The sequence below is a fragment of the Lolliginicoccus lacisalsi genome, assembly GCF_014841105.1.
Classification (GTDB): domain Bacteria; phylum Actinomycetota; class Actinomycetes; order Mycobacteriales; family Mycobacteriaceae; genus Lolliginicoccus; species Lolliginicoccus lacisalsi.
This window is the reverse complement of record NZ_JACYWE010000007.1, coordinates 1-21710: the sequence shown is the minus strand read 5'-3', so window position 1 is coordinate 21710 and position 21710 is coordinate 1. Positions and strand designations below refer to the sequence as shown.

Sequence of the window (21710 nt, the reverse complement as noted above, 5' to 3'; positions counted from 1 at the left end):
GTCGCGTGGCGCGGCGTGTCGCGTGACATTGACGCGCAGATTCGCGGGAAGCACCTTCGCGGATGCGAGCGCTATCCCCTGCCGACGATTCTCCTCGCCCCGCGCTTGACCATCGGTGGCGCGAGCGCCCGGGCCCGATCGCGCAAGGGCACGGGCGGATAGAGGGCCTCCGCGAGATCGTTCTTGGCCCTGGCGAGAATCCTGGTGTCGTCGGCAGCGAACCCGCCGGAAACCGGCCGCGGCACGGCTCGGGGGTCATCGTCGAGGTGCAGCAGCGTCCAGCGCGAGCCGAGGTCCATGAGCGACTGGTGCTTGGTGTCGTAGTAGCCGCGCTGGCCGCTGATGGCGATGCCCGCGGCTCCCGCTGCCGCGGCGATGAGGTGCGGGTGGAAGCGCGTGCTGATCCATGCCTGCCCGGGGCTGGCGGGAAAGCCGTGGCGCCAGAGCTCGGTGAAGGGCACGAACAGTGCTCCGTCGAGACGGTCGGCGAGCTGATCGAACACGACCCGGTCGGTGCCGGGGATGGCTTCGATGACGGCGATGTCGCTGCCAGGTGTACCCCAGTGGTCGAGGAGCCCGCGGACGAGGGTGGCGAGCCGCGCGGCGCCGTCGTCGCTGCCGGTGAGATCGGATTGCAGGCACAGGACGGTGCCGCGCCGGGCCGCCTCGGCCGCGATGCCCTCGGTGGGGACGGCGGGCAGATCGAGCCAGGCATCGTCGCCAGTGAGGATGGTGCCGTCGAAGCGCGTGGAGGGCTGGTCGCGCACATCGAAGACGTCGAAGTGGCGCGTGGCCGCGGCGATCCGGTCGTCGTCCTTGGCGGGCATGAGTCCTTGTCCGGTGGCGTAGAGGCGCGCCCCGGAGCGTTGCTGGGCAGACTTGGCAATGTCGAGCAGGTTGTAGTGGTGGGGCCACATCGAGTTGAGGTAGCCGCCACCGAGCAGGTGGATGCTCGACGCGCGGGCGAGCAGCTCGATGCCGTCGACAATAAGGCAAGCCCGTCCCGGTTCCGCGATGACATGGGCGAGGAAGTCCTCGGCCTGCGCGGGCTCCCGCTTGCTGGCCTCGGTGGCGAGCCGCCAGGCGGTGTCAACGAACATCGCGTTGGGATGCAGGCCGTGCAGAAGGATCGATGCCTGCCCCGGGGTGTGGCAATCAAGCACGACTAGGGAGCGCGGGCGGCGGCGCGCGAGGTAGCGCAGCCACTGCGCGGCGATCAGCTCGTCGCCGTAGTTGGGATGACCACTGGGCGCGATGAGATAGATGACATCCTGGCCCATGTCCGATTTAGGCATGCGACAACCATTACTGCTCAACAGGTCTGGCGCAAACACTGGTGGTGGCCGTGTCCCCCGCGCGAGCGGGCCCGGTGCCCCGTGCAGGGCAATCGGCGCGGCATCCGCGCGCTGGGACGGTGGGCACGACTAGGCTTGTGACCCGTGCCCGACTCAGCAACACAGCCCAGCGGAGGCCACGGCGAGCCGACCGCCCATGCCCTGCAGGTAGAGGTGCATGAGATCACCTCCGATTCGCGCACGATGCGCCGCGCGATCGCGGACCTGCGCATCGGCCTGGCCCAGCGCGAGCTCTGGTGGGTGCTGGGCTGGCAGGACATCAAGCAGCGGTATCGCCGCTCGGTGATCGGCCCGTTCTGGATCACCATCGCCACGGGCGTGCAGGCCGTCGCCATGGGGCTGCTGTACTCGGTGCTGCTCGAGGTCGACCTGCGCATGTTCCTTCCGCACGTGACGGTGGGGCTGATCGTGTGGGCGATGATCCAGGGCGCCATCATCGACGGCGCCGAGGTGTTCATCAAGAACGAGGGGCTGATCAAGTTCCTGCCGTCGGCCCTGAGCGTGCACGTCTACCGGCTGACGTGGCGGCTGCTGCTGTTCTTCGCGCACAACATGCTGATCTACCTGATCATGATTGCGGTGTTCCGGCCGCCGCTGGGGTGGCATAGCCTGCTGGCGTTCCCCGCGCTGGTGCTGCTGGTGCTGAACGTGCTGTGGGTGATCATGTTCTTCGGGATCCTCGCCACCCGCTACCGCGATATCTATCCGATCCTCAACAGCCTGACATTGCTGATGTTCTTCATGACACCGATCGTGTGGACCACCGAGGGACTGATCAACCGTGGCGGCGAGGCCGCCGACCGCGCGCGGCTGGTGGAGATCAACCCGCTGTTCCACTACCTGGAGATCATCCGGGCGCCCATGCTCGGCAACCACGTGGACCTCTACCACTGGGTGATCGTGCTGGGATTCACCGTCGTCGGCTGGGGCATGACCCTGCTGGCGATGCGCAACTATCGCGCCCGCGTGGCGTACTGGGTCTGAGGGAGGAGCAGCGTGAGCGAGGTCAGGATCGACACCGCCGGGGCGTATGTGGACTTCCCCATCTTCGACGCGAAGACACGATCATTGAAGAAGGCCGTGCTCGGCAGGGCCGGCGGCGCGATGAAGCGCAACAACTCCAACGTGATGGTCGTCGAGGCCCTGCAGGACATCACCATGTCGCTGCGCGAGGGCGACCGGGTGGGGCTCGTCGGGCACAACGGGGCAGGCAAGTCGACGCTGCTGCGGCTGCTCGCGGGGATCTATGAGCCCACCCGCGGCAAGGCCCGCGTCCAGGGACGGGTGGCGCCGATCTTCGATCTCGGCGTCGGCATGGATCCGGAGATCTCCGGCTACGAGAACATCATCATCCGCGGCCTGTTCCTGGGCATGACCCGCAAGCAGATGCTGGACCGCATGGACGAGATCGCCGACTTCACCGAGCTCGGCGACTACCTGAACATGCCCCTGCGCACCTACTCGACCGGCATGCGGGTGCGAGTCGCTATGGGGGTTGTCACCAGCATCGAGCCGGAGATCCTGTTGCTCGACGAGGGCATCGGCGCGGTGGACGCGGACTTCATGCGCAAGGCCCGCCGAAAGCTGGAGGAACTGGTGTCGCGGTCGGGCATCCTCGTGTTCGCCAGCCACTCAGACGAGTTCCTCGCGCAGCTCTGCGATACCGCCATGTGGATCGACCACGGCACCATCCGGGAGCGCGGCAGCATCAAGGACGTGCCCACCCACTACAAGGGTCCCGAGGCGGCCCGCATCGTCGATAAGGTCCGGGCCGATATGGCCCTCGAGGACAAGCGCGACGGGATCGAGGAGAACCGGTGACCGAACGCATCATCGCCGTGGTGGTCACCCACCTCAGGCGCGAGCTGCTCGCCGCATCCCTCGACGTCGTGGCCAGCCAGGAGCGCCCGGTGGATCACCTGATCGTGGTGGACAACGCCAACGAGCCGGAAGTGCGCGAGCTCGTCGAGTCCCAGCCCATCGAGACCACCTACCTGGGCTCGCAGCGCAACCTCGGCGGCGCGGGCGGCTTCGCCCTCGGCATGCTGCACGCCCTCGCCCTCGGCGCGGACTGGGTGTGGCTCGCCGACGACGATGGACGGCCCGAGGGTCCCGCCGTGCTGGCCACCCTCCTCGATTGCGCGCACCGGCACGGGCTGTCCGAGGTTTCGCCGGTGGTGTGCAACATCGATGAGCCGGACCGATTGGCTTTCCCGCTGCGCCGCGGCCTGGTGTGGCGGCGGTGGCGGCACGAGCTCGGCGATGAGGACCTGCTGCCCGGCATCGCGTCGCTGTTCAACGGCGCGCTGTTCTCCGCCACCGCCCTCGAATCAGTCGGCGTGCCCGACCTGCGCCTCTTCGTGCGCGGCGACGAGGTGGACGTGCACCGCCGCCTCGTGCGATCCGGCCTGCCCTTCGGCACCTGCTTGCAGGTCGCGTACCTGCATCCCGATGGGTCGGACGAGTTCAAGCCGATCCTGGGCGGTCGCATGCACACGCAGTACCCGGACAACGAGACCAAGCGCTACTTCACCTACCGCAATCGTGGCTACCTGCTCTCGCAGCCGGGGATGCGAAAGCTGCTGCTGCAGGAATGGGTGCGGTTCAGCTGGTACTTCCTGGTGAGCAAGCGCGACGTGGCGGGCTGGCGCGAATGGAACCGGCTGCGCAAGCTCGGGCGCGAGGAGCAGTTCCGGCGGCCATAGCGGGTTTGGGCTCGCGGCTGGCGGGTGGCGGCGGGTGGCTGGCTGGCGGGTGGCGGTTGCCTCCGCCGGGCGCCGGGCGGGCTCTTGGCGGGCGGGTGGCCGCTGGCGGTTGGCGGGCGCCGGGCCCTTGCCGGGCAAACGCACTGGAAACCGCCAAACGCGATAGAAACCGACCTGGATTCCCGGCAGCTTCTATCGCGTTTGCGGCCGGGCGGGCACCGATCGCCGGCGCCCAGGCCGATCGCCGTCGCCCAGGCCACGGGGCGATGAAGGCACCACCCAGGAACAGCTCCTACCCCGCGCGCCCGTAGACGCGGCTCCGCAGCACGATCTCGAACGGGCCCTGCTTGTCGCCGCGCTCGAGCCAGTAAGCCCATGCCGCGATGACGACCCACACCGCGATCGCGTAGGCGGCCATGCTGGCGCTGTGCAGCTGCTCCCCCAGGCCCAAGCCCCAGGCGGCGAGGATCGGCGCGCACAGGATGGATTGGGCGAGGTAGCAGGACAGCGACCGCTTGCCGACGGCGGAAATGGCGGTACCGATGATGCCGAGCGGCGCCCGCGGTTGAAGCCAGTGCCCGAGCAGGCCGAACAGGGCCACATAGCCGACGCCGCCGGCCAGCCCGGTGCTGAGCTGCACCAGTTCGAGTGCTCCACGCATCGCTTCCGTCGGTTCCCACGCGCCGAGCTTGGCGGATGCGGCGACCGCACCGCCCACCCAGCCGAGCGTGATGCCGGCGATCGCGGTGGTCCGCAGGAGCCGCAGGTGCTGGCCTGGTTGCTCGAGGATGCGGTGGCGCGCTGCCCAGATGCCGAGCAGGATCGCGATGGGCACGGCGAGACTGATGATTCCCTGGAAGAGGATCAGCGCTCCCCAGAAGGCCACGCGCGTCACTGCTGCGATGAAGTAGTTCGATTCGCCGTTGGCGGCCTCGATGATGAAGTACGGGCTGAATGATTCGCTGGGCTGGTCGGCGGGCGGCACGGACAGGGCTGTGATCAGCGCCAGGAAGGCGAGCAGGATGAGGATGCCGCCGCCGATGGCGCTCCACAGCAGCAACGTGCGGTCGGTGCGGCGCAGGAACAACCACACCAGCGCCAGGCCCACCAGGCCATACGCGCCGAGGATGTCGCCGAACCACAGCAGCAGCGCATGCGCGAAGCCGAAGACGAGCAGCCATACGTTTCGGCGCTGGATCAGGGCGCGCGCGGCCCGCTCCGGGGTGCCGGCGGCGAGCTGGCGCTGGTAGAGCATGACGATGCCGTAGCCGAAGAGGAACGCGAACAGCGGATAGATGCGTAGGTCCACGGTGGTGACGATGACCGCCTGGGTGGCCTTGTCGAGGATCGACCCGTCCGGCGGATGCGAGGCGAGCCGCTCCCCCTCGCGTCCCCATAGGTACCACGGGGTGTTGGCGATCGCGATGAGCAGCAGCATGAAGCCGCGGGCAAGGTCGGGGGCGAGGGCGCGCTCGCCGGTGCGGGCGGGGCCGCGCGCGAGATCCTTCGCCATGACGGCTCCTCCCGATTTTGCGACAGTATGTCATTCCTGCCGGGAGTATATCGGCGTGCCCGGACATCGGCATCCGCACGCGCGATCGTCCCGCGCCGCGGATCCGTTCCGCATCGTCGGTGTGATCATTGCCGCACGTCAGCGGCCAATCCACCCTGCACCTGGTCGGCGAATGACCCGCAGAAGCGCAACCAACCGAAAGGATCACACCAGTGACCCGTCCAGCAGTACTCAACGGCAAGTCCACCGGCCAGATCATCGCCGGCGTCTTTGGTGCCGTGTTCATCCTCGTCGGCATCCTCGGGTTCATTCCGGGCATCACCACCAACTATGACAACCTTGCCTTCGCCGGCCACGGCCACGGCGCCGAGCACGCCCAGCTGCTCGGGATCTTCGCCGTCTCCGTGCTGCACAACATCGTGCACCTGCTGTTCGGCGTGGTCGGCCTCGTCCTGGCCCGCACCGCGGCCGGAGCCCGCTGGTTCCTCCTGGCCGGCGGTGCCGTCTACCTCGTGCTGTGGATCTACGGCCTGGTCATCGATCTGGACAGCAACTTCAACTTCGTCGGCCTCAACACTGCTGACAACTGGCTGCACTTCGTGCTCGGCGCCGTGATGGTCGGTGCGGGCATCGCCGCCACCAAGCTGGAGAAGGCCACGAGCTGACCCAGCAGGAACACGACCGGGGCCCCTCGCATGATCTGCGGGGGGCCTTGGCCGTGCACGACCTACCTAGGCACCGCGATGCCCAGCTCGGACAGCAGTGCCGCGAGCTGGGCCGAGGTACGCCGGGGGCTGAACCGGTCCTCGTACAGCGCCCGCATCCGTTGCCCTGATTCGCGGATGCGTCCTGGTTCCAGCAAGCCTGACAGCTCGCTCTGGTCCGCCCAGTCGTGCACCGCGAGGATCGCGTCGCGGGCGTACTCGCTGATCGCCGGGGTCGGTGTCGCCAGGACGGCGCAGCCCGCGACCGCCGCATCCACGCGCTTCGCTGGCAGTTGCGAGGCGGTGATGGCGACGTCCTCCTCCGAGGGGATGACCAGCACATCGATCATCGCGTAGGCCTCATGGAGCGGGGTATCGGGATCGATGAGGGTCCAGCGGTCGGCGACATCGCCGGGGATCGTCACCCCGTGCTGGCGGTAGACCACCCCGTGGATCCGCCGGTCGCGCCGAGTCAGGTCGATCAGTCGGTCGAGCCGCTTGTGCTGGCGGACTGTTCCCAAGAAGCCGGCCCGGATGCGATCGGCGGTGGCGCGGGTACCTGTCGGGCCGCCCGGGAAGTCCAGCCGCGTGTGCGGGATGAGGCGCGTGGGGCAGCGCGGGGCGCCGTATTGCTGCGCGAGCACGCCCGCGAGGTGCTGGCTGACCGCGGTCACGGCATCCGCTCGCTCGAGCACGGCCCGCTGGGAGCGCGTGGTCCCGGCGGGGCTGTGCTTGATCAGGGGGAGCAGCAGGATCTTGCCGAGCAGGCCATGATCGCGAACGGCGTCGGAGAGCGCCCGCTCATCGTCGCTGAAGTCCGCGATCACCATGGCGGATGATCCTTCGAGCGCCGCCGCGATGCGGTCGAGCGGCCACCGCCCCTTGCACAGCCACACCACCACTGGGCGCTCCCGCGCTTCCCTGGCGATGCGCCGGGCCAGCCCTTGGATCTCCTTCTTCCCGAACACCTGCACGTCAAAGGGATACTTCGAGGCGCCCACCCACAGGGCCCCGGTGAGGAACGCATGGATCTCAGCGTCAGCGATCTCCTGCGCAGCGAGACCGTGGCTCAAGGCCCTCGTGAGCGAGTTGTTCGACGACGAGAACCCGATGATGTGGACCTTCAGGCCCCGCCGATCGTTCATGGGGACGATTCCCTCCTGCTATGCCACCCACGGCCGTATCGCCGCTGCCAGCGGACTCTGCCACAGCTTCCGGCGCGACACACCGCCGAGAACGCGCTAGCCCGCTGGAACGTTACGAAAACGGCAGAATACCCCTCACGGCACGAGCCTCGGCCGCACCGATGGCACGAGCTCGCGAGGCAGGAGGAATTGAGCACCATGATCGCTAGCAGGATCCTCATCCTTGGATGCGGCGGCTACATCGGCAGCCACCTCCTCGACCGAGTGCTCGCCATCCCCGGGGTGCGCGTGACAGGGTGGGACACCTCCTCGGCGAAGATCGACAACCACCTCGACCATCCAGGATTCGAGTTCCACCGCGCGCACCTCGCGAGCCCCGAGGCCATCGCCGCGCTCGAGCCGCACATCGCCCGCGCGGACGTCGTCATGAACCTCGCGGCGATCTGCAACCCCGCCGAGTACGTGTCCCACCCTCTGCGCGTGCTGCACTCCAACCTGTTCGACACCTACCAGGTGCCCGTGCTGTGCGCCCAGCACCAGAAGTGGCTGATCCACTTCTCCACCAGCGAGGTGTACGGACGCACCATCGCGAGCTACCTGCCGGGCAACACCTACGACGATCCAGACCTCTACGAGCTGCGCGAGGACTCCACGCCCCTGATCATGGGCCCGATCTCCAACCTGCGCTGGACCTACGCATCAGCCAAGCAAGTCATGGAACGATTGATCCACGCCTATCACGAAGAGACCGGCATGCCCTACACCCTCGTGCGGCCGCTGAACTTCTTCGGGCCACGCATGGATTACCTGCCCGGCCACGACGGCGAGGGCACGCCGCGAGTGCTCGCGTCCTTCATGTCCGCCCTCATCGATGGCACCCCCATGCGGCTCGTCGATGACGGAAAGGCACGCCGCACCATCGTCTCCATCGAGGACGCCGTCGACGCGCTCATGCTGATGCTCGACAACCCCACCAACGCGCAGAACCAGATCTTCAACATCGGCAATCCCGGCAACGAGGTCACCATGCGCGAGCTCGCCGAGCTCATGCGCGGCATCTACGCCACCATCACCGGAGACGACGGCTACCGCGACCATCCCATCGAATCCGTCTCCTCCCTCGACTTCTACGGCCCCGGCTACGAGGACTGCGACCGGCGCATGCCCAACATCGAGAACGCCAAGATCCAGCTCGGCTGGACCCCGCGCAAGAACCTCCCCGACCTGCTCCGCGAGACCATGACAGCCTTCCACCAGCAATATGTCGCGCAGGGCGGCTAGCTGGGGCGGGCTAGTCCTGCTGACAAAAGCCTATGAAACGAAACGATTTGCCCCGTTTCGGGCCACGTTCTGTTGAGTCTCATAGGCCTTTGCCGCGAGCCTCCCGCTGCGCCCCGCTCCCCTATCCCTCGTACTGCTTCTCGGTGGCGTCTTTGACGGGCTGCCACCAGTCGGCGTTGTCGCGGTACCAGTCGATGGGGGCGGCGAGGCCGTCGCGAAAGTCGCGGTAGTGTGGTTGCCAGCCGAGCTCGGTGCGCAGGCGGGTGGCGTCGATGGCGTAGCGCATGTCGTGGCCGGGCCGGTCGGTGACGTGCTCCACCTCGTCGAAGGTGTGACCCATGAGGTCGAGGATGTCGGCGATGACGTCCTTGTTGGACTTCTCGCCGTCCGCGCCAATAAGGTAGGTCTCCCCTAGCTTGCCGTGGTCGATGATCATCCACACGGCACGGTTGTGGTCATCGACGTGGATCCAGTCGCGCACGTTCTCGCCCGCGCCATACAGCTTGATGGGACGCCCGGTGAGGAGGTTGGTGATCTGCCGCGGAATGAACTTCTCCACGTGCTGGTAGGGCCCGTAGTTGTTGGAGCAGTTGGAGATCGTGGCCGCCACCCCGAACGAGCGCACCCAGGCGCGCACCAGCAGGTCCGCGGATGCTTTGGAGGACGAGTACGGGCTCGACGGGCGATACGGCGTCTCCTCGCTGAAACGCTCCGGATCATCGAGCTCGAGATCCCCGAACACCTCGTCGGTGGAGATGTGATGCAGCCGCACCCCGTGCTTGCGCACCGCCTCGAGCAGGACGAACGTCCCCATGATGTTCGTGTGGATGAACGGCTCCGGCGAACGCAGCGAATTATCGTTGTGCGACTCGGCCGCGAAATGCACCACCAGATCGTGGCGAGCGACCAGCTCATCGACCAGCGCTGCATCCGCGACATCGCCCTGCACGAGCTCAACCTGGTCCGCCACCGGCGCCAGCGACTCCCAACGGCCGGCATAGGTCAGCTTGTCCAGCACCGTCACCCGCGCATCCGGGCGCTCCCGCACCGTCAGATGCACGAAGTTCGCACCAATGAACCCCGCCCCGCCCGTCACCAGAACCCGCACGCTCAACCCACCTTCGCCAAAAACCGGAACGATGCTTCTACAGCCTAGGGCGGCTCGGGTGGGTGCGGTGGCCTGACCAGGCAGCGCCTCGGCCGATCGTGTAATTCCAGCCACCTCCAGCGTGGCCAGATCTTCACGATCGCGCGCGCCGCCTGGCTCGACGTGGGCACCTCCCGGATCGACGCCGCCACCGCCCCGCCCGAGGCCGCAACCACCCCGCCCGACGCCCCCACCACCCCAAACCGGACATCCCACGCTTCGCCCTGCGCACCGCCGCGCCCCCGGCTAGCGTATTGGTCACAGTGTGTCTCGTTGGCGGGCAGATGGCTGGAGGGCGGTCGGGGTGCTGGAGGTTGATTCGGTCAGCAAGCGTTTCGGGAACGTGTTGGCGCTCGACGGCGTGTCGTTCTCGGTGGACGCGGGCCAGTTGTTCGGGTTCGTGGGGTCGAATGGCGCGGGCAAGACGACGACGATGCGCATCATCCTGGGGGTACTGGCCTCGGATTCGGGGTCGGTGACGATTAATGGCTCGCCGGTGGATCTGGCTGTGCGGCAGCGGATCGGATACATGCCGGAGGAGCGCGGCTTGTATCCGAAGATGCGGGTGGGCGAGCAGTTGGTGTACCTGGCGCGGTTGCACGGGTTGTCGCCGAAGGATGCGAGGTCGGCGATGGAGCGGTGGACGGAGCGGCTGGGCCTGGAGGACAAGCGCGCGATGGAGCTGCAGGCGTTGAGCCTGGGCAATCAGCAGCGGGTGCAGCTCGCGGCGGCGCTGGTGCATGATCCGTCGGTGCTGGTGCTGGATGAGCCGTTCTCGGGGCTGGATCCGGTGGCCGTGGATGTGATGACTGAGGTGTTGCGGGAGAAGGCCACGGAGGGGATGCCGGTGGTGTTCTCGAGCCATCAGCTGGAGCTGGTGCAGCAGTTGTGCGATCGGGTGGGGATCATCAAGGAGGGCCGGATGCGCGCGGTGGGCCCGGTGGAGGAGCTGCGGTCGCGGGGTGGCCGGATGCTGGAGCTGTGGGTGCCGGATGCGCCGCCGGGGTGGGTGCCTCGCGTGGAGGGCGTTCAGCTGGTGAGCGAAACCGATGGTGTTGTCGTGCTGGAACTGGAGCCTGGGGTTGATGATCAGGCGGTGCTTCGGGCGGCGCTGGGTACCGGCCGGGTGGAGCGGTTCGCGTCGCACGTGCCGTCGTTGGCGGATCTGTACCGGGAGGTTGTGGCGGCATGAGCGGCAGCCAGCGCAGTTCGGCAGTTCTCCTGGTGGCCCTGCGGGAGTTCCGGGCTCAGGTGCGCACGAAGTCGTTCGTAGTGGGCAACATCATCACGCTGGTGATCATCGTGGGCGGCCTGGTGGCGTTCTCGATTTTCCGGGGCGATGGGGAACCGGATCCCACAGTGGTGGCGGTGGCGCCGGGCTTGTCGGTGGAGGCGCAGGCCGTCGAGGCATCGGGCGAGGCGCTCGGAGTGCTCGTGGAGGCGCGGGAGGCCGAGAGCGTCGAGGAGGCGCGCGCCTGGGTGGACAACGAGGATGCCGGGGTGGCGTTGCTGGGCCGCGATGGCACTGTCCTTGGCGCCTACAGCGTGGAGCCGCTGGAGCCTCCCATGGTGGCGGTGCTGGAGTCCGCGGCGGGCGCGCTGGCCGTCGAGGACGCGCTGGAGGCACAGGGCGTGGACCCCGGCGCGTTCGCGGCGGACGCTGCGGCGGGAGTCGAGGTGGAGGTCGCTGATCCGCCGGATTCGGATGCGACGCAGCAGATCATCATCGCGGCCGTTGTGCTGTACCTGCTGACCGGGCTGGTATTTGGCTTCGGCATGTACGTGGCGATGGGCGTCGTGGAGGAGAAGTCGAGCAGGGTGGTCGAGATCCTGTTGTCGACGATCAAGCCTTTGCAGTTGCTGTGGGGAAAGGTTCTGGGCATCGGCGCGGCGGGGCTGCTGCAGGTGCTCACCTATGCTGCCGTGGGCCTGGTGGTCGCGAGCCTGACGGGGTTGCTCTCGGTCTCCGGTGGCGAGGCCGCCACGTTCGCCTCGCTGGTGGTGTGGGCGATCCTGGGCTACTTGTTCTTCGCGCTGCTGTACGCCGCGGCCGGGTCTCTGGTCTCCCGCCAGGAGGAAGTCCAGTCGGTGCAGGCCCCGGTGATCATGGTCATGTTCGCGTGCCTGGGCGCGAGCGTCGTGAACCTGTCCAATCCTGGAGGGACGCTGGCCGTGGTGACGGCGTGGGTACCTCCGTTCTCCGCGTTCGCGATGCCGATCCGGGTCGCTACGGGCGAGGCATCGGCCATCGAGATCGCCGGGTCGCTCATTCTCATGGTGCTGGCATGCGCGGGGATCTCCCTGCTCGCTGCTCGCATCTACAGCAACTCGGTGCTGCGCATGGGCGCGCGGATCCCGTGGCGGGAGGCCCTGCGACGATAGGCCCGGCAACGCTGGGCACTGCGCCGCCCTGTGCCGGGAAGGGGTGGCGGCGCGCTCGCGAAGTGGCTTGCATCCGGCCTCGAACCTGACAGTATTGCGGCATGCGCGGAATAATCCTGGCGGGCGGCACCGGTTCGCGATTGCATCCGATCACCCTGGGCACGAGCAAGCAATTGCTTCCGGTTTATGACAAGCCGATGATCTATTATCCGCTCTCCACGCTCATGCTCGCCGGAATTCGCGACATCCTGATAATTACCACCCCCCACGATCGGGAGCAGTTCATTCGCCTGCTCGGAGATGGCAGCCAGTTCGGAATCTCCATCACCTACAAGGTTCAGCAGGAGCCAAAAGGCCTGGCCCAGGCGTTCACCCTCGGCGCCGACCACATCGGCAACGGCCCCGTCGCCCTGATCCTCGGGGACAACATCTTCTACGGCCCCGGGACCGGGACCAGCCTCGCCCGATTCTCCTCTATCACCGGCGGCTCGGTTTTCGGATACTGGGTGTCCAATCCCCGCTCCTACGGCGTGATCGAGTTCGATAAGAATGGCCGCGCTGTTTCTCTCGCGGAGAAGCCCGCGCGCCCGAAATCGAACTACGCCATCCCCGGCCTGTATTTCTACGACAACGACGTCGTGGAGATCGCTCGCGGGCTCAAGCCATCACCGCGGGGCGAGCTCGAGATCACCGACGTCAACCTCGAATACCTGCGCGCCGGCAGTCTCACGGTGGAGAAGCTCGGGCGCGGCACCGCCTGGCTCGACACCGGCACGTTCGACTCCCTCCTCGAGGCGTCGAACTTCGTGCGGACCATCGAGCACCGGCAGGGCCTCAAGATCGGCGCGCCCGAGGAAGTCGCCTGGCGCTGCGGCTACATCACCGAGGACGAGCTCCTTGAACGCGCCGGGCCGCTCGTGAAATCCGGATACGGCCAGTACTTGATCGACCTCATGCACCGGGAGCTTGCAGATGGAATTTCGTGAACTCAGCATCGCGGGCGCGTGGGAGATAACGCCCCGTCTCTTCGGCGACCACCGTGGCTCGTTCCATGAATGGTTCAAGCAGGAAGCGTTCGAGAAGGCCACCGGGCACCGGTTCAAGCTTGAGCAGGCCAACATGTCCACCTCCACCGAGGGCGCGCTGCGCGGCATCCACTTCGCGGACGTGCCGCCCGGCCAGGCCAAGTACGTGACGTGCGTCAGCGGGGCCATCCTCGACGTCGTTGTCGACATCCGCGTCGGATCCCCCACCTTCGGCCAGTCGGACAGCGTGCTGCTCGACGATCTCTCTCACCGCGCCATCTACCTCGACGTCGGCCTCGGGCATGGCTTCTTCGCGCTCAGCGAGACCGCCACCGTCGCGTACCTCGTTACCAGTGGCTACAACCCGGCTGCCGAGCACGGTATCGACCCCCTCGACCCCGCCCTCGGCATCAGCTGGCCCCGGCTCGGCCACACTGGCCGCCCGCTCACCCCGGTCCTCTCCGACAAGGACAATGCCGCGCCGTCGCTGCAGGAAGCACTCGACGCCGGGATCCTGCCGCAGTTCGAGGGGTAGCCCGCCCGCGCCTGCCCGCCGATCGTGGTCCGCTTGGCAGCGGAGCTGCCACCCTTGCCGCCCAGCTGCCACCCCTATGCGAGGCTGCCACGGATATTTCAGTGGCAGGAGTGGCAGATGGGTGGCAGCTGCCAGCTCTACCGGCTGGACGCGCCGCAGGCCCAGCCTGCCCCACCCCGCTAGTGGATGCGGAAGATCACGACGCGCTGGACGATGAAGTTGATGATCGTCGCGATGCCTTGAGCGATGACGAAGGCAATGGTGGTGACGATGAGCTCGTTCCACCGGCCTTCGAGGCTGTAGAAGATGAGGGCGCTGATGCCGACCTGGAGGACGAAGGTGAGCCCGTAGAGGCCGACGACGGCGGCGAAGCGCTTGTTGCTGTGCTGGGCCTTGAAGGTCCAGCGCCGGTTGATCATGTAGGCGGTGGTGGTGCCGAAGATGAAGCTGATGGCTTTGGCTACTTCGAAGGGGAGGCCGAAGTAGCGGAGGATCAGCAAGCTGCCGAAGTCGACGATGGCGGAGAGCCCGCCGGTGACGCCGAACCGGACGATTTGTGTCTTGAGGTCGACGTCCGCGGTGCTGGTGTATTCGTCGAGGGGCAGTTCGACGGGCAGGGGCACCTCGTGGTGCTGCTCGGGGGGCTGGTGCGGCTGTCGGGTCACGGGTCGAGCGTATCGCGCAGCATGGCCACGGGGCGCGGCTTGCTACCCATTGCGCGGCTAACGTCGTTAGCCTAGCATTGAAGCTAACATCGTTAGCCAAGGAGCAACCATGCGCATCATCCTCACCACCTCGATCGCCTTCGCGACCATCGTCGCCGCGGCCGCGGGCAGCTACCTCTACACCGTCATCGCCAAGCCAGGCATCGAGACAGCCATCACCATCGACGCTCCGCCCGAGGCCGTATGGGCCACGCTCACCGATTTCGAGTCCTACGAGCAGTGGAACCCCTTCATCACCTCCTCGGCCGGCACCGCCACCACCGGTACCCGGCTGCGCAATACCATCGACAACAACGGGTCCGCGATGACGTTCGAGCCGCGCATCACCGTCGCTGAACCAGCCCGCGAGCTCCGCTGGATCGGGCGCTTCCTCGCCCCCGGCATCGTCGATGGCGAGCACTACTTCCTCCTCGAGGCACTGCCCGGCGGACAGACGCGGCTCGTGCAGGGCGAGCAGTTTCGCGGCGCACTCGTGCCCCTCGCCGGCAACTCGCTCGATGTGCGCGATAGCTTCGACGCCATGAACCGTGCGCTGAGGGAGCGCTCCGAGCAGCAAGCAGCGAGGTAAGCTGCCCGGCCGTGACCAGCCTCGCCCCCCGGGCCCGCGAGATCGCCGACGCCGCGCACTACATCCTCGACGCCCACGGCTGGGAGGAGGTCACCATGCGCGCCCTTGCCCGCGAGCTCGGCATCAAGGCACCATCGCTGTACAAGCACTTCGCGAGCCGCGACGCCATCCGCGCCGTGCTGATCACTGATGCCCTGCACCAATCCGGCCTCGCCCTGCACGCCGCCACCGACTCGGTGCGCGCGCTGCTGGCCGCCTACCGGGCCCTGGCGACGGAGCGCCCGCACCTCTACCGGCTCGCCACGAGCGGGGAACTTCCCCGCGACCAACTGCCCGAAGGGCTGGAGGAATGGGCGGGCCAGCCATTCTGGATCGTCACCGGCGATCCTTTGACAGCGCAGGCATTGTGGTCGTTCGCGCACGGCACCACCATCCTTGAGCTGGACAATCGCTACCCGCCAGGGTCGGACCTCGACGCGCTGTGGGCCACCGGCGCCCGCGTGTTCACCGCCGCGACCGCACCAAACCCGGCTGTCCACCCACCCGAAGCGGCACCGGGCGAGTAATCTCTACCGTGATGTCCACGACCACGAATTCCGGGGCCCCGGGCTTCTCGCCGGAGCTGCCCACGCAGACGCGCACCCTCACAGGCTGGGCACGTACCGCGCCCACTACCGCCGAGGTCCTCTCGACGCCCGATATCGAGCTGATCGCCAAGGCAGTTCGCATGGCGAACGAGAAGGCCGAGAACGCCCCGTCCTACCTCAAGCGCGGCATCATCGCGCGCGGGCTCGGGCGGTCCTATGGCGATCCGGCCCAGAACGGTGGCGGCCTCGTCATCGACATGAACCCGCTGAGAACGATCCATTCGATCGATGCGGACACGCAGCTCGTTGACGTCGACGCCGGGGTGAACCTCGACCAGTTGATGAAGGCCGCGCTGCCGTTCGGCCTGTGGGTGCCCGTGCTTCCCGGCACCCGGCAGGTCACCGTCGGCGGGGCCATCGGCTCCGACATCCACGGCAAGAACCATCACAGCGCGGGCAGCTTCGGCAACCACGTCGTGTCGATGGACCTGCTGACCGCCGATGGGCAGATCCGCACCATCACGCCGCGCGGCAAGGACTCCGAGCTGTTCTGGGCAACCGTGGGCGGGCAGGGCCTCACCGGCATCATCCTGCGCGCGGTCATCAAGATGACCCCCACGGAGACGGCGTACTTCATCGCGGACGGCGATCGCACCCGCGATCTCGACGAGACGATCGCCCTGCATAGCGATGGCAGCGAGGAGGACTACGACTACTCGTCGGGCTGGTTCGACGCGATCTCCAAGGGGCCCAAGCTCGGTCGCGCCGCGATCTCGCGCGGCTCGCTGGCGACATTCGATCAGTTGCCCAAGAAGCTGCAGAAGGACCCGCTGAAGTTCGACGCGCCGACGCTGATGACCCTGCCCGACATCTTCCCCAACGGCTTGGGCAACAAGCTCACCTTCGGGATGCTCGGCGAGCTGTGGTACCAGAAGTCCGGCACCTACCGGAACAAGATCCAGAACCTGACGCAGTTCTATCACCCGCTCGACCTGTTCGGGGAATGGAACCGCGCCTACGGCGATGTGGGCTTCCTGCAGTACCAGTTCATCGTGCCGATCAGCGCCGTCGACGAGTTCCGGCGCATCATCCACGACATCGCCCACAGCGGCCACTACTCGTTCCTCAACGTGTTCAAGCGCTTCGGCCCCGGCAACGACGCTCCCTTGTCGTTCCCCATGCCTGGCTGGAACATCTGCGTGGACTTCCCCATCAAGCCCGGCCTGCACGAGCTCGTCCGCGACCTCGACCGCCGCGTCCTCGAGATGGGCGGCCGCCTCTACCTCGCCAAGGACTCCCGCACCAGCGCCGAGACCTTCCACGCGATGTATCCGCGGATCGACGAGTGGATCAAGGTCCGCCGGTCCGTGGACCCCAATGGTGTCTTTGTCTCCGATCTCGCCAGAAGGCTGGAACTCCTGTGATTGATGCTGTAGGCAACCCCAACACGATCCTGCTGCTCGGCGGCACGTCCGACATCGCGCTCGCGGTGGCCGATGAGTACCTGACGGCGGGTCCGCTGCGCGTGATCGTTGCCGCCCGCCCCTCCGACCGTCGCGATGATGCGGCCACCCGGCTGCGGCAGGCTGGTGCCACCGTCACCCTCGTTGACTTCGACGCGCTCGATACCAGCAGCCACCAGAAGGCCCTCGACGAGGCCTTCTCCGGCCATGACGTCGACGTCGCCGTCGTCGCGTTCGGCCTGCTCGGCGATGCCGAGGAGCTGTGGCAGAACCAGGACGAGGCGGTCAAGCTCGCCACCGTCAACTACACCGCCGCCGTCTCCGCCGGAGTGATCCTCGGGGAGAAGATGAAGGCCCAGGGGCATGGGCGCATCATCGCGTTCTCCTCGGTCGCCGGGGAGCGCGTGCGCCGCTCCAACTTCGTCTACGGCTCCTCCAAGGCCGGGTTCGATGGCTTCTACCTCGGCCTCGGCGAGGCACTGCGGCCCCACGGCGTCGTCATCACCGTCGTGCGGCCCGGCATGGTGCGCACCAAGATGACCGACGGCATGGACGAGGCACCCATGACCATCACCGCCGATGAGGTCGCCCGCATCGCCGTCAAGGCCTCCCGCCGCGGCAAGGAACTGGTGTGGGCACCCGCGGCGTACCGCTACGTGATGTCGGCGCTGCGCCACGTGCCCCGGCCGCTGTTCCGCAAGCTGCCGATCTAGGCTCGCGCCGTCCGCTGGGGCCGTCCGCTGGGGCCGTCCGCTGGGCAAAAGCACTGGAAGTGGTTCGGAAACCCTTGGATTTTCTATCGCGTTTAGCAACTTCCGGTGCTTTTGCCGACGGGGCACCCCCCTGCACCAGCCGCCTCGCGCCGCTGTGAGCACTTCCTGACGGTGGCGTAACGCTCGGGTAGTCGCCGTGACACCGACGGCGACGAGCCTGGACGCTATGTCGTTCACTCCACGGTTCCTGCAGGGCGCCTTCCCGTTCGCGGGCGAGGTGGTCATCGATCGCGGGCTGGTGGTCGCATGACAGCCAGGAAGCTGCTCGTCATCGGCAACGGCATGGCGGGCGCGCGGGCGGTCGAGGAGATCATCGCCCGCGGTGGCGGGGACCTGTTCGACCTCACCATGATTGGTGATGAGCCGTACGGCAACTACAACCGCATCATGTTGTCGCATGTGCTGGCCGGGGAGGCCACCATCGACGACGATGATCTGCTGCTGAACCCGATGAGCTGGTACCGGGAGAACGGCGTCACCCTGCACGCTGGGGATCGCGCGGTGCGGCTGGATCGGTTCGCCAAGCAGGTGGCGTGCGAGAGCGGCCGCATCGTCGACTATGACGTGCTGGTGATCGCGACCGGTTCGTCGAGCTTCTTCCCGAACATCGATGGCCTCCGCGGCACCGACGGGCATCTGCTCAAGGGCGTGTTCGGCTTCCGCAACATCGAGGACACCAACGGAATGCTGCAGCTCGCGCACTCGCGCGACAAGACCCATGCCGTGGTGATCGGTGGCGGCTTGCTGGGGCTCGAGGCCGCATACGGCTTGCGCACCCAGGGCCTCGAGGTGGAGGTGGTGCATTCGCCCGGGCACCTGATGAACCAGCAGCTCGACGAGCGCGGGGGCCGGGTGCTGCGCAAGGAGATCGAGAAGCTCGGCATCCGAGTGCACACCGGGGCGCGCACCACCGCGGTGCTGCGCGACGCGGGCGGTGGCATCACGGGCGTCGGGTTCGCGGATGGGTCGCGCCTCGATGCGGACATGGTGGTGGTCGCGGCGGGCATCCGGCCTAGCACGGCGCTGGCGCAGTCCGCGGGCCTGGTGGCGGAGCGCGGCATCGTCGTGGATGACCAGATGCGCTGCGAGGACGAGTCGGCGATCTTCGCGGTCGGCGAGTGCGTGCAGCATCGCGGCGAGGTATATGGCCTCGTGGCTCCGGTGTGGGAGCAGTCGGTGGTGCTCGCTGATGTGCTCACCGGTGCTGACCCCCGGGCGGCCTACCACGGCTCGCGGATCACGACGAAGCTGAAGGTCGCGGGCATCGATGTCGCCGCGATGGGCGTGAAGGGCCCCGAGCGCGAGGATGACGAGTTCGTCCAGTTCTACGAGCCCAGCACAGGCGTCTACAAGAGCGTGGTGGTGCGCGAGGGCAAGCTGATCGGGGCGATGCTGCTCGGGGACATCAGCAAGATCGGGTACCTCAGCCAGGTGTTCGACGACAAGGCGGAGCTGCCGGAGGAACGCATCAGCATGCTGTTCGACCTCGGTGGCGCGCCAGCGGGGCAGGGCGCCGCCGATCTCGCCGACGATGCCCAGGTGTGCAGCTGCAATGGCGTGACGAAGGGCGCAATCGTCGCCTGCGTCGAGCATGGCGCGAAGTCGCTCACCGATGTCATGGCGCGGACCCGGGCCGGCAAGGGCTGCGGCTCCTGCAAGGCCCTGGTCGGCGAGGTGGTCGCCTGCGCGGCCGGGGGAGCTCTCGAGAAGGATCCCGCCGCGGACTGGTACGTGCCGTGCATCCCGCTGTCCAAGCCTGATCTGATCGCCGAGATCCGGGCGCGCGATCTGCGGGCCGTCTCGCAGGTCTTCGCCGAACTCGCCGAGGGCGGCCGGGAGGACGCTGCGGCGAAGATGCCGCTCGCCTCGCTGCTGCGCACGGTGTGGGGCCCGGACTGGGTCGATGAGCGGGGCGCGCTGTTCATCAACGATCGCGTGCACGCCAACATCCAGCGCGATGGCACGTTCTCGGTGGTGCCGCAGATGAAGGGCGGCGTCACCACGCCCGAGCAGCTTCGCAAGATCGCCGATGTCGCCGAGAAGTACAGCGTGCCCATGGTGAAGGTCACCGGCGGGCAGCGCATCGACCTGCTCGGCATCAAGAAGGAGGACCTGCCGAAGGTGTGGGGCGATCTGGGCATGCCGTCCGGCTTTGCGTACGGAAAGTCCATGCGAACGGTGAAGACGTGCGTGGGCAGCGATTTCTGCCGCTACGGCCTCGACGACTCCACCGCGCTCGGCATCCGCATCGAGGAGCGCCTGCAGGGCCTCGAGTGCCCCGCGAAGCTGAAGATGGCGGTCGCGGGATGCCCCCGCAACTGCTCCGAGGCGCTGTGCAAGGACCTCGGCGTCGTGGCGGTCGGCGATGGCCGCTGGGAGATCTACGTCGGCGGCGCGGCGGGCGCCCACATCCGCAAGGGCGACCTGCTCGCCACCGTCGGCTCGGCCGATGCGGTGCTGCGGCTCGCCGGGCGATTCGTGCAGTACTACCGGGAGAACGGCAAATGGCTGGAGCGCACCTATGACTTCGTGCCCCGCATCGGGCTCGATGCACTGCGCGCCGTGCTGATCGACGACAGCGACGGCATCGCGGCCACCCTCGATGAGCGATTGCAGCAGTCCGTGGACGGGTACCGCGATCCGTGGCTCGAGCGGACCGAGCCCCGCTCGCCGGCGCAGTTCGCCTCAGCCCTGCCGCTGCTGCCCCTGCCCCAGGTGCCGGTCCGATGAGCACACGGCACGCCATTGCAGTCGGCCCGGTCACCGACCTCACCCCCGGCGAGGGGCGCGCCTACGTCGTCGAGGGCCAGCAGATAGCGGTGTTCCTGCTACCCGATGGCACTGTCCGCGCCACCGCCGCGGTGTGCCCGCACAGGGGCGGCCCGCTCGCCGACGGCCAGATCGACAACACCGTCCTGGTGTGCCCGCTCCACCAGTACGGCTTCTCGCTCGCCACCGGTGAATGCACCTCCGGCGATATCGCGCCGGCCGCCGTGCATCATGCCGAGGTCCGCGATGGAACGATCCTCGTCACCGTGTGAGCGCTGCCAGATCGGGCAACAGCATTGTCGTGCCCCGCGGACGCCTGCTCCGTAGACTGGAACGGATGGCACGGCCCGGCCGGGCTGGCTTCCGCGAACAATACGAGGAGGGACCTGATGACCTCACGCGCATCCTCGTCCTATGGCTTTGACGCCTCCGAGGCTGACCGGATCGAGCAGGCCACCCCGGTGCGCCCCGAGGATGAGGACACCACAGACACGGGATCCCGCACGATGGAGGCGAACGAGGCGGATCTCGCGGAGCAGCTCCAGGAGGTCCCCGACGATGACGACTACCCGCGCGAGTAGTCGCCCTCGCTAGCCCCGGGACCGCCCCGGCGATCCCCGACACGCCCCGGCCAGCCTTGGCCGGGGCGTAGTCGTCCGCGGGGGCCGAATACCATCAGTTCCCGTGGCTACAAAAAGGGATGCGCGCACGGTACGGCTGGCTCGTCTGGTAGCGGTGAGCACCGGCCTCGCCGGATTCATCCTCGCCGCCACCAGCCCGCCCGGCGGGCCCGACGCCACCCGCTTCGGCATGCAGGTCCGCGCCACCGCCACCGACGCCCAGGTGATCTCGCGCAATGCGGTGGTGTGGTCCCAGCCGCGCGAGGCGATGGCGGAGTGCGAGTCGCTGCGCGTGGTGGTGACGAAGAGCGAGATCGCGATCTCCACGTCAGGCGGAGCCTCGCCGGTCGATCTGGTGCTGCCGGGCGCCCAGTTCATGCCGCAGGTGGTGGGCATCTTCACCGACCTCGACA

General features: G+C 67.6%; 22 protein-coding genes. 17 read left to right on the top strand and 5 right to left on the bottom strand.

Going from position 1 to position 21710, the window contains the following annotated elements; genetic code table 11:
• Positions 1 to 71 precede the first annotated feature (71 nt).
• Positions 72 to 1295: a polysaccharide pyruvyl transferase family protein gene (locus HT102_RS11760; RefSeq protein ID WP_192039636.1), complete on the bottom strand. Its 1224-nt coding sequence runs from the start codon at positions 1293 to 1295 to the stop codon at positions 72 to 74.
• Positions 1296 to 1496: 201 nt separating this feature from the next.
• On the opposite strand from HT102_RS11760, the gene wzm reads away from it, so the two are divergent.
• From wzm to glfT1, 3 genes are read left to right on the top strand one after another with little or no spacing between them, the layout of a single operon-like run.
• Positions 1497 to 2339: a galactan export ABC transporter permease subunit Wzm/RfbD gene (gene wzm / locus HT102_RS11755; protein ID WP_456298954.1), complete on the top strand. Its 843-nt coding sequence runs from the start codon at positions 1497 to 1499 to the stop codon at positions 2337 to 2339.
• Between the two features lie 12 nt (positions 2340 to 2351).
• Positions 2352 to 3176 carry a galactan export ABC transporter ATP-binding subunit Wzt/RfbE gene (gene wzt, locus HT102_RS11750; protein WP_192039635.1) on the top strand — a complete coding sequence of 275 codons (825 nt, stop codon included), beginning with the start codon at positions 2352 to 2354 and terminating at the stop codon, positions 3174 to 3176.
• Positions 3173 to 4060, top strand: coding sequence for a galactofuranosyltransferase GlfT1 (gene glfT1, locus HT102_RS11745; RefSeq protein ID WP_192039634.1), 888 nt, complete (start codon positions 3173 to 3175; stop codon positions 4058 to 4060). Before wzt ends, glfT1 begins: the two co-directional genes overlap by 4 nt.
• 292 nt (positions 4061 to 4352) lie before the next feature.
• Here glfT1 and HT102_RS11740 read toward each other — a convergent pair whose 3' ends face one another.
• Positions 4353 to 5573, bottom strand: coding sequence for a DUF418 domain-containing protein (locus tag HT102_RS11740; RefSeq protein ID WP_192039633.1), 1221 nt, complete (start codon positions 5571 to 5573; stop codon positions 4353 to 4355).
• A gap of 212 nt (positions 5574 to 5785) precedes the next feature.
• Between HT102_RS11740 and HT102_RS11735 the strand changes: the two genes are divergently transcribed.
• A complete protein-coding gene (locus tag HT102_RS11735) occupies positions 5786 to 6238 on the top strand; it encodes a DUF4383 domain-containing protein (RefSeq protein WP_192039632.1) in 453 nt (150 codons plus the stop codon).
• A 62-nt stretch (positions 6239 to 6300) separates the two neighbouring features.
• On the opposite strand, the gene HT102_RS11730 is transcribed toward HT102_RS11735, so the two are convergent.
• Positions 6301 to 7422: a glycosyltransferase family 4 protein gene (locus HT102_RS11730; RefSeq protein ID WP_192039631.1), complete on the bottom strand. Its 1122-nt coding sequence runs from the start codon at positions 7420 to 7422 to the stop codon at positions 6301 to 6303.
• A gap of 198 nt (positions 7423 to 7620) precedes the next feature.
• Here HT102_RS11730 and HT102_RS11725 point away from each other — a divergent pair, with 198 nt between their 5' ends.
• Complete coding sequence (locus HT102_RS11725) at positions 7621 to 8703, top strand: NAD-dependent epimerase/dehydratase family protein (protein WP_192039630.1); 1083 nt, start codon at positions 7621 to 7623, stop codon at positions 8701 to 8703.
• A gap of 121 nt (positions 8704 to 8824) precedes the next feature.
• On the opposite strand, the gene rfbB is transcribed toward HT102_RS11725, so the two are convergent.
• The gene (gene rfbB, locus HT102_RS11720; protein ID WP_192039794.1) at positions 8825 to 9811 is read right to left on the bottom strand and encodes a dTDP-glucose 4,6-dehydratase; all 987 of its coding nucleotides are present in this window, start codon (positions 9809 to 9811) and stop codon (positions 8825 to 8827) included.
• 343 nt (positions 9812 to 10154) lie between these two features.
• Here rfbB and HT102_RS11715 point away from each other — a divergent pair, with 343 nt between their 5' ends.
• From HT102_RS11715 to HT102_RS11700, 4 genes are all read left to right on the top strand, one after another.
• Positions 10155 to 11042 carry an ABC transporter ATP-binding protein gene (locus HT102_RS11715; RefSeq protein ID WP_192039629.1) on the top strand — a complete coding sequence of 296 codons (888 nt, stop codon included), beginning with the start codon at positions 10155 to 10157 and terminating at the stop codon, positions 11040 to 11042.
• Positions 11039 to 12232, top strand: coding sequence for an ABC transporter permease (locus HT102_RS11710; RefSeq protein ID WP_192039628.1), 1194 nt, complete (start codon positions 11039 to 11041; stop codon positions 12230 to 12232). The genes HT102_RS11715 and HT102_RS11710 overlap by 4 nt, the downstream gene beginning before the upstream one ends.
• A gap of 101 nt (positions 12233 to 12333) precedes the next feature.
• Entirely contained in the window at positions 12334 to 13218 is an 885-nt protein-coding gene (gene rfbA / locus HT102_RS11705; RefSeq protein WP_192039627.1) for a glucose-1-phosphate thymidylyltransferase RfbA, read from the top strand.
• Positions 13205 to 13792 carry a dTDP-4-dehydrorhamnose 3,5-epimerase family protein gene (locus tag HT102_RS11700; protein ID WP_192039626.1) on the top strand — a complete coding sequence of 196 codons (588 nt, stop codon included), beginning with the start codon at positions 13205 to 13207 and terminating at the stop codon, positions 13790 to 13792. Before rfbA ends, HT102_RS11700 begins: the two co-directional genes overlap by 14 nt.
• Positions 13793 to 13971: 179 nt before the next feature.
• Here the strand turns inward: HT102_RS11700 and HT102_RS11695 are convergent, their stop codons facing one another.
• Positions 13972 to 14457, bottom strand: coding sequence for a GtrA family protein (locus HT102_RS11695; protein ID WP_333473408.1), 486 nt, complete (start codon positions 14455 to 14457; stop codon positions 13972 to 13974).
• Positions 14458 to 14566: 109 nt separating this feature from the next.
• On the opposite strand from HT102_RS11695, the gene HT102_RS11690 reads away from it, so the two are divergent.
• The 8 genes from HT102_RS11690 to HT102_RS16335 form a co-directional block, all read left to right on the top strand.
• Positions 14567 to 15085: an SRPBCC domain-containing protein gene (locus HT102_RS11690; RefSeq protein WP_192039625.1), complete on the top strand. Its 519-nt coding sequence runs from the start codon at positions 14567 to 14569 to the stop codon at positions 15083 to 15085.
• Between the two features lie 11 nt (positions 15086 to 15096).
• On the top strand, positions 15097 to 15651 hold the full coding sequence (locus HT102_RS11685; protein ID WP_192039624.1) for a TetR/AcrR family transcriptional regulator: 555 nt from the start codon (positions 15097 to 15099) through the stop codon (positions 15649 to 15651).
• An 11-nt stretch (positions 15652 to 15662) separates the two neighbouring features.
• Complete coding sequence (locus HT102_RS11680) at positions 15663 to 17096, top strand: FAD-binding oxidoreductase (RefSeq protein ID WP_225443596.1); 1434 nt, start codon at positions 15663 to 15665, stop codon at positions 17094 to 17096.
• Complete coding sequence (locus HT102_RS11675) at positions 17093 to 17848, top strand: decaprenylphospho-beta-D-erythro-pentofuranosid-2-ulose 2-reductase (protein ID WP_192039623.1); 756 nt, start codon at positions 17093 to 17095, stop codon at positions 17846 to 17848. Before HT102_RS11680 ends, HT102_RS11675 begins: the two co-directional genes overlap by 4 nt.
• Positions 17849 to 18154: 306 nt before the next feature.
• Positions 18155 to 20638 (top strand): nitrite reductase large subunit NirB, encoded by a 2484-nt coding sequence (gene nirB / locus HT102_RS11670; RefSeq protein ID WP_192039622.1) that lies wholly within the window; start codon positions 18155 to 18157, stop codon positions 20636 to 20638.
• Positions 20635 to 20949: a Rieske (2Fe-2S) protein gene (locus tag HT102_RS11665; protein ID WP_192039621.1), complete on the top strand. Its 315-nt coding sequence runs from the start codon at positions 20635 to 20637 to the stop codon at positions 20947 to 20949. The genes nirB and HT102_RS11665 overlap by 4 nt, the downstream gene beginning before the upstream one ends.
• Positions 20950 to 21066: 117 nt before the next feature.
• Positions 21067 to 21258: a hypothetical protein gene (locus HT102_RS11660; RefSeq protein WP_192039620.1), complete on the top strand. Its 192-nt coding sequence runs from the start codon at positions 21067 to 21069 to the stop codon at positions 21256 to 21258.
• 103 nt (positions 21259 to 21361) lie between these two features.
• Positions 21362 to 21710, top strand: a 349-nt coding sequence (locus tag HT102_RS16335; protein ID WP_192039619.1) for a hypothetical protein, incomplete at its 3' end; no start/stop codon positions are given.

Bases quoted from the DNA above. Each gene is read 5' to 3' on its own strand.
- HT102_RS11730 (WP_192039631.1), bottom strand. From the start codon at position 7,422: ATGAACGATCGGCGGGGCCTGAAGGTCCACATCATCGGGTTCTCGTCG.
- HT102_RS11660 (WP_192039620.1), top strand. From the start codon at position 21,067: ATGACCTCACGCGCATCCTCGTCCTATGGCTTTGACGCCTCCGAGGCT.
- HT102_RS11710 (WP_192039628.1), top strand. From the start codon at position 11,039: ATGAGCGGCAGCCAGCGCAGTTCGGCAGTTCTCCTGGTGGCCCTGCGG.
- HT102_RS11690 (WP_192039625.1), top strand. From the start codon at position 14,567: ATGCGCATCATCCTCACCACCTCGATCGCCTTCGCGACCATCGTCGCC.
- HT102_RS11760 (WP_192039636.1), bottom strand. From the start codon at position 1,295: ATGCCTAAATCGGACATGGGCCAGGATGTCATCTATCTCATCGCGCCC.
- nirB (WP_192039622.1), top strand. From the start codon at position 18,155: ATGACAGCCAGGAAGCTGCTCGTCATCGGCAACGGCATGGCGGGCGCG.
- HT102_RS11740 (WP_192039633.1), bottom strand. From the start codon at position 5,573: ATGGCGAAGGATCTCGCGCGCGGCCCCGCCCGCACCGGCGAGCGCGCC.
- HT102_RS11665 (WP_192039621.1), top strand. From the start codon at position 20,635: ATGAGCACACGGCACGCCATTGCAGTCGGCCCGGTCACCGACCTCACC.
- rfbA (WP_192039627.1), top strand. From the start codon at position 12,334: ATGCGCGGAATAATCCTGGCGGGCGGCACCGGTTCGCGATTGCATCCG.
- HT102_RS11725 (WP_192039630.1), top strand. From the start codon at position 7,621: ATGATCGCTAGCAGGATCCTCATCCTTGGATGCGGCGGCTACATCGGC.
- HT102_RS11700 (WP_192039626.1), top strand. From the start codon at position 13,205: ATGGAATTTCGTGAACTCAGCATCGCGGGCGCGTGGGAGATAACGCCC.
- HT102_RS11680 (WP_225443596.1), top strand. From the start codon at position 15,663: ATGTCCACGACCACGAATTCCGGGGCCCCGGGCTTCTCGCCGGAGCTG.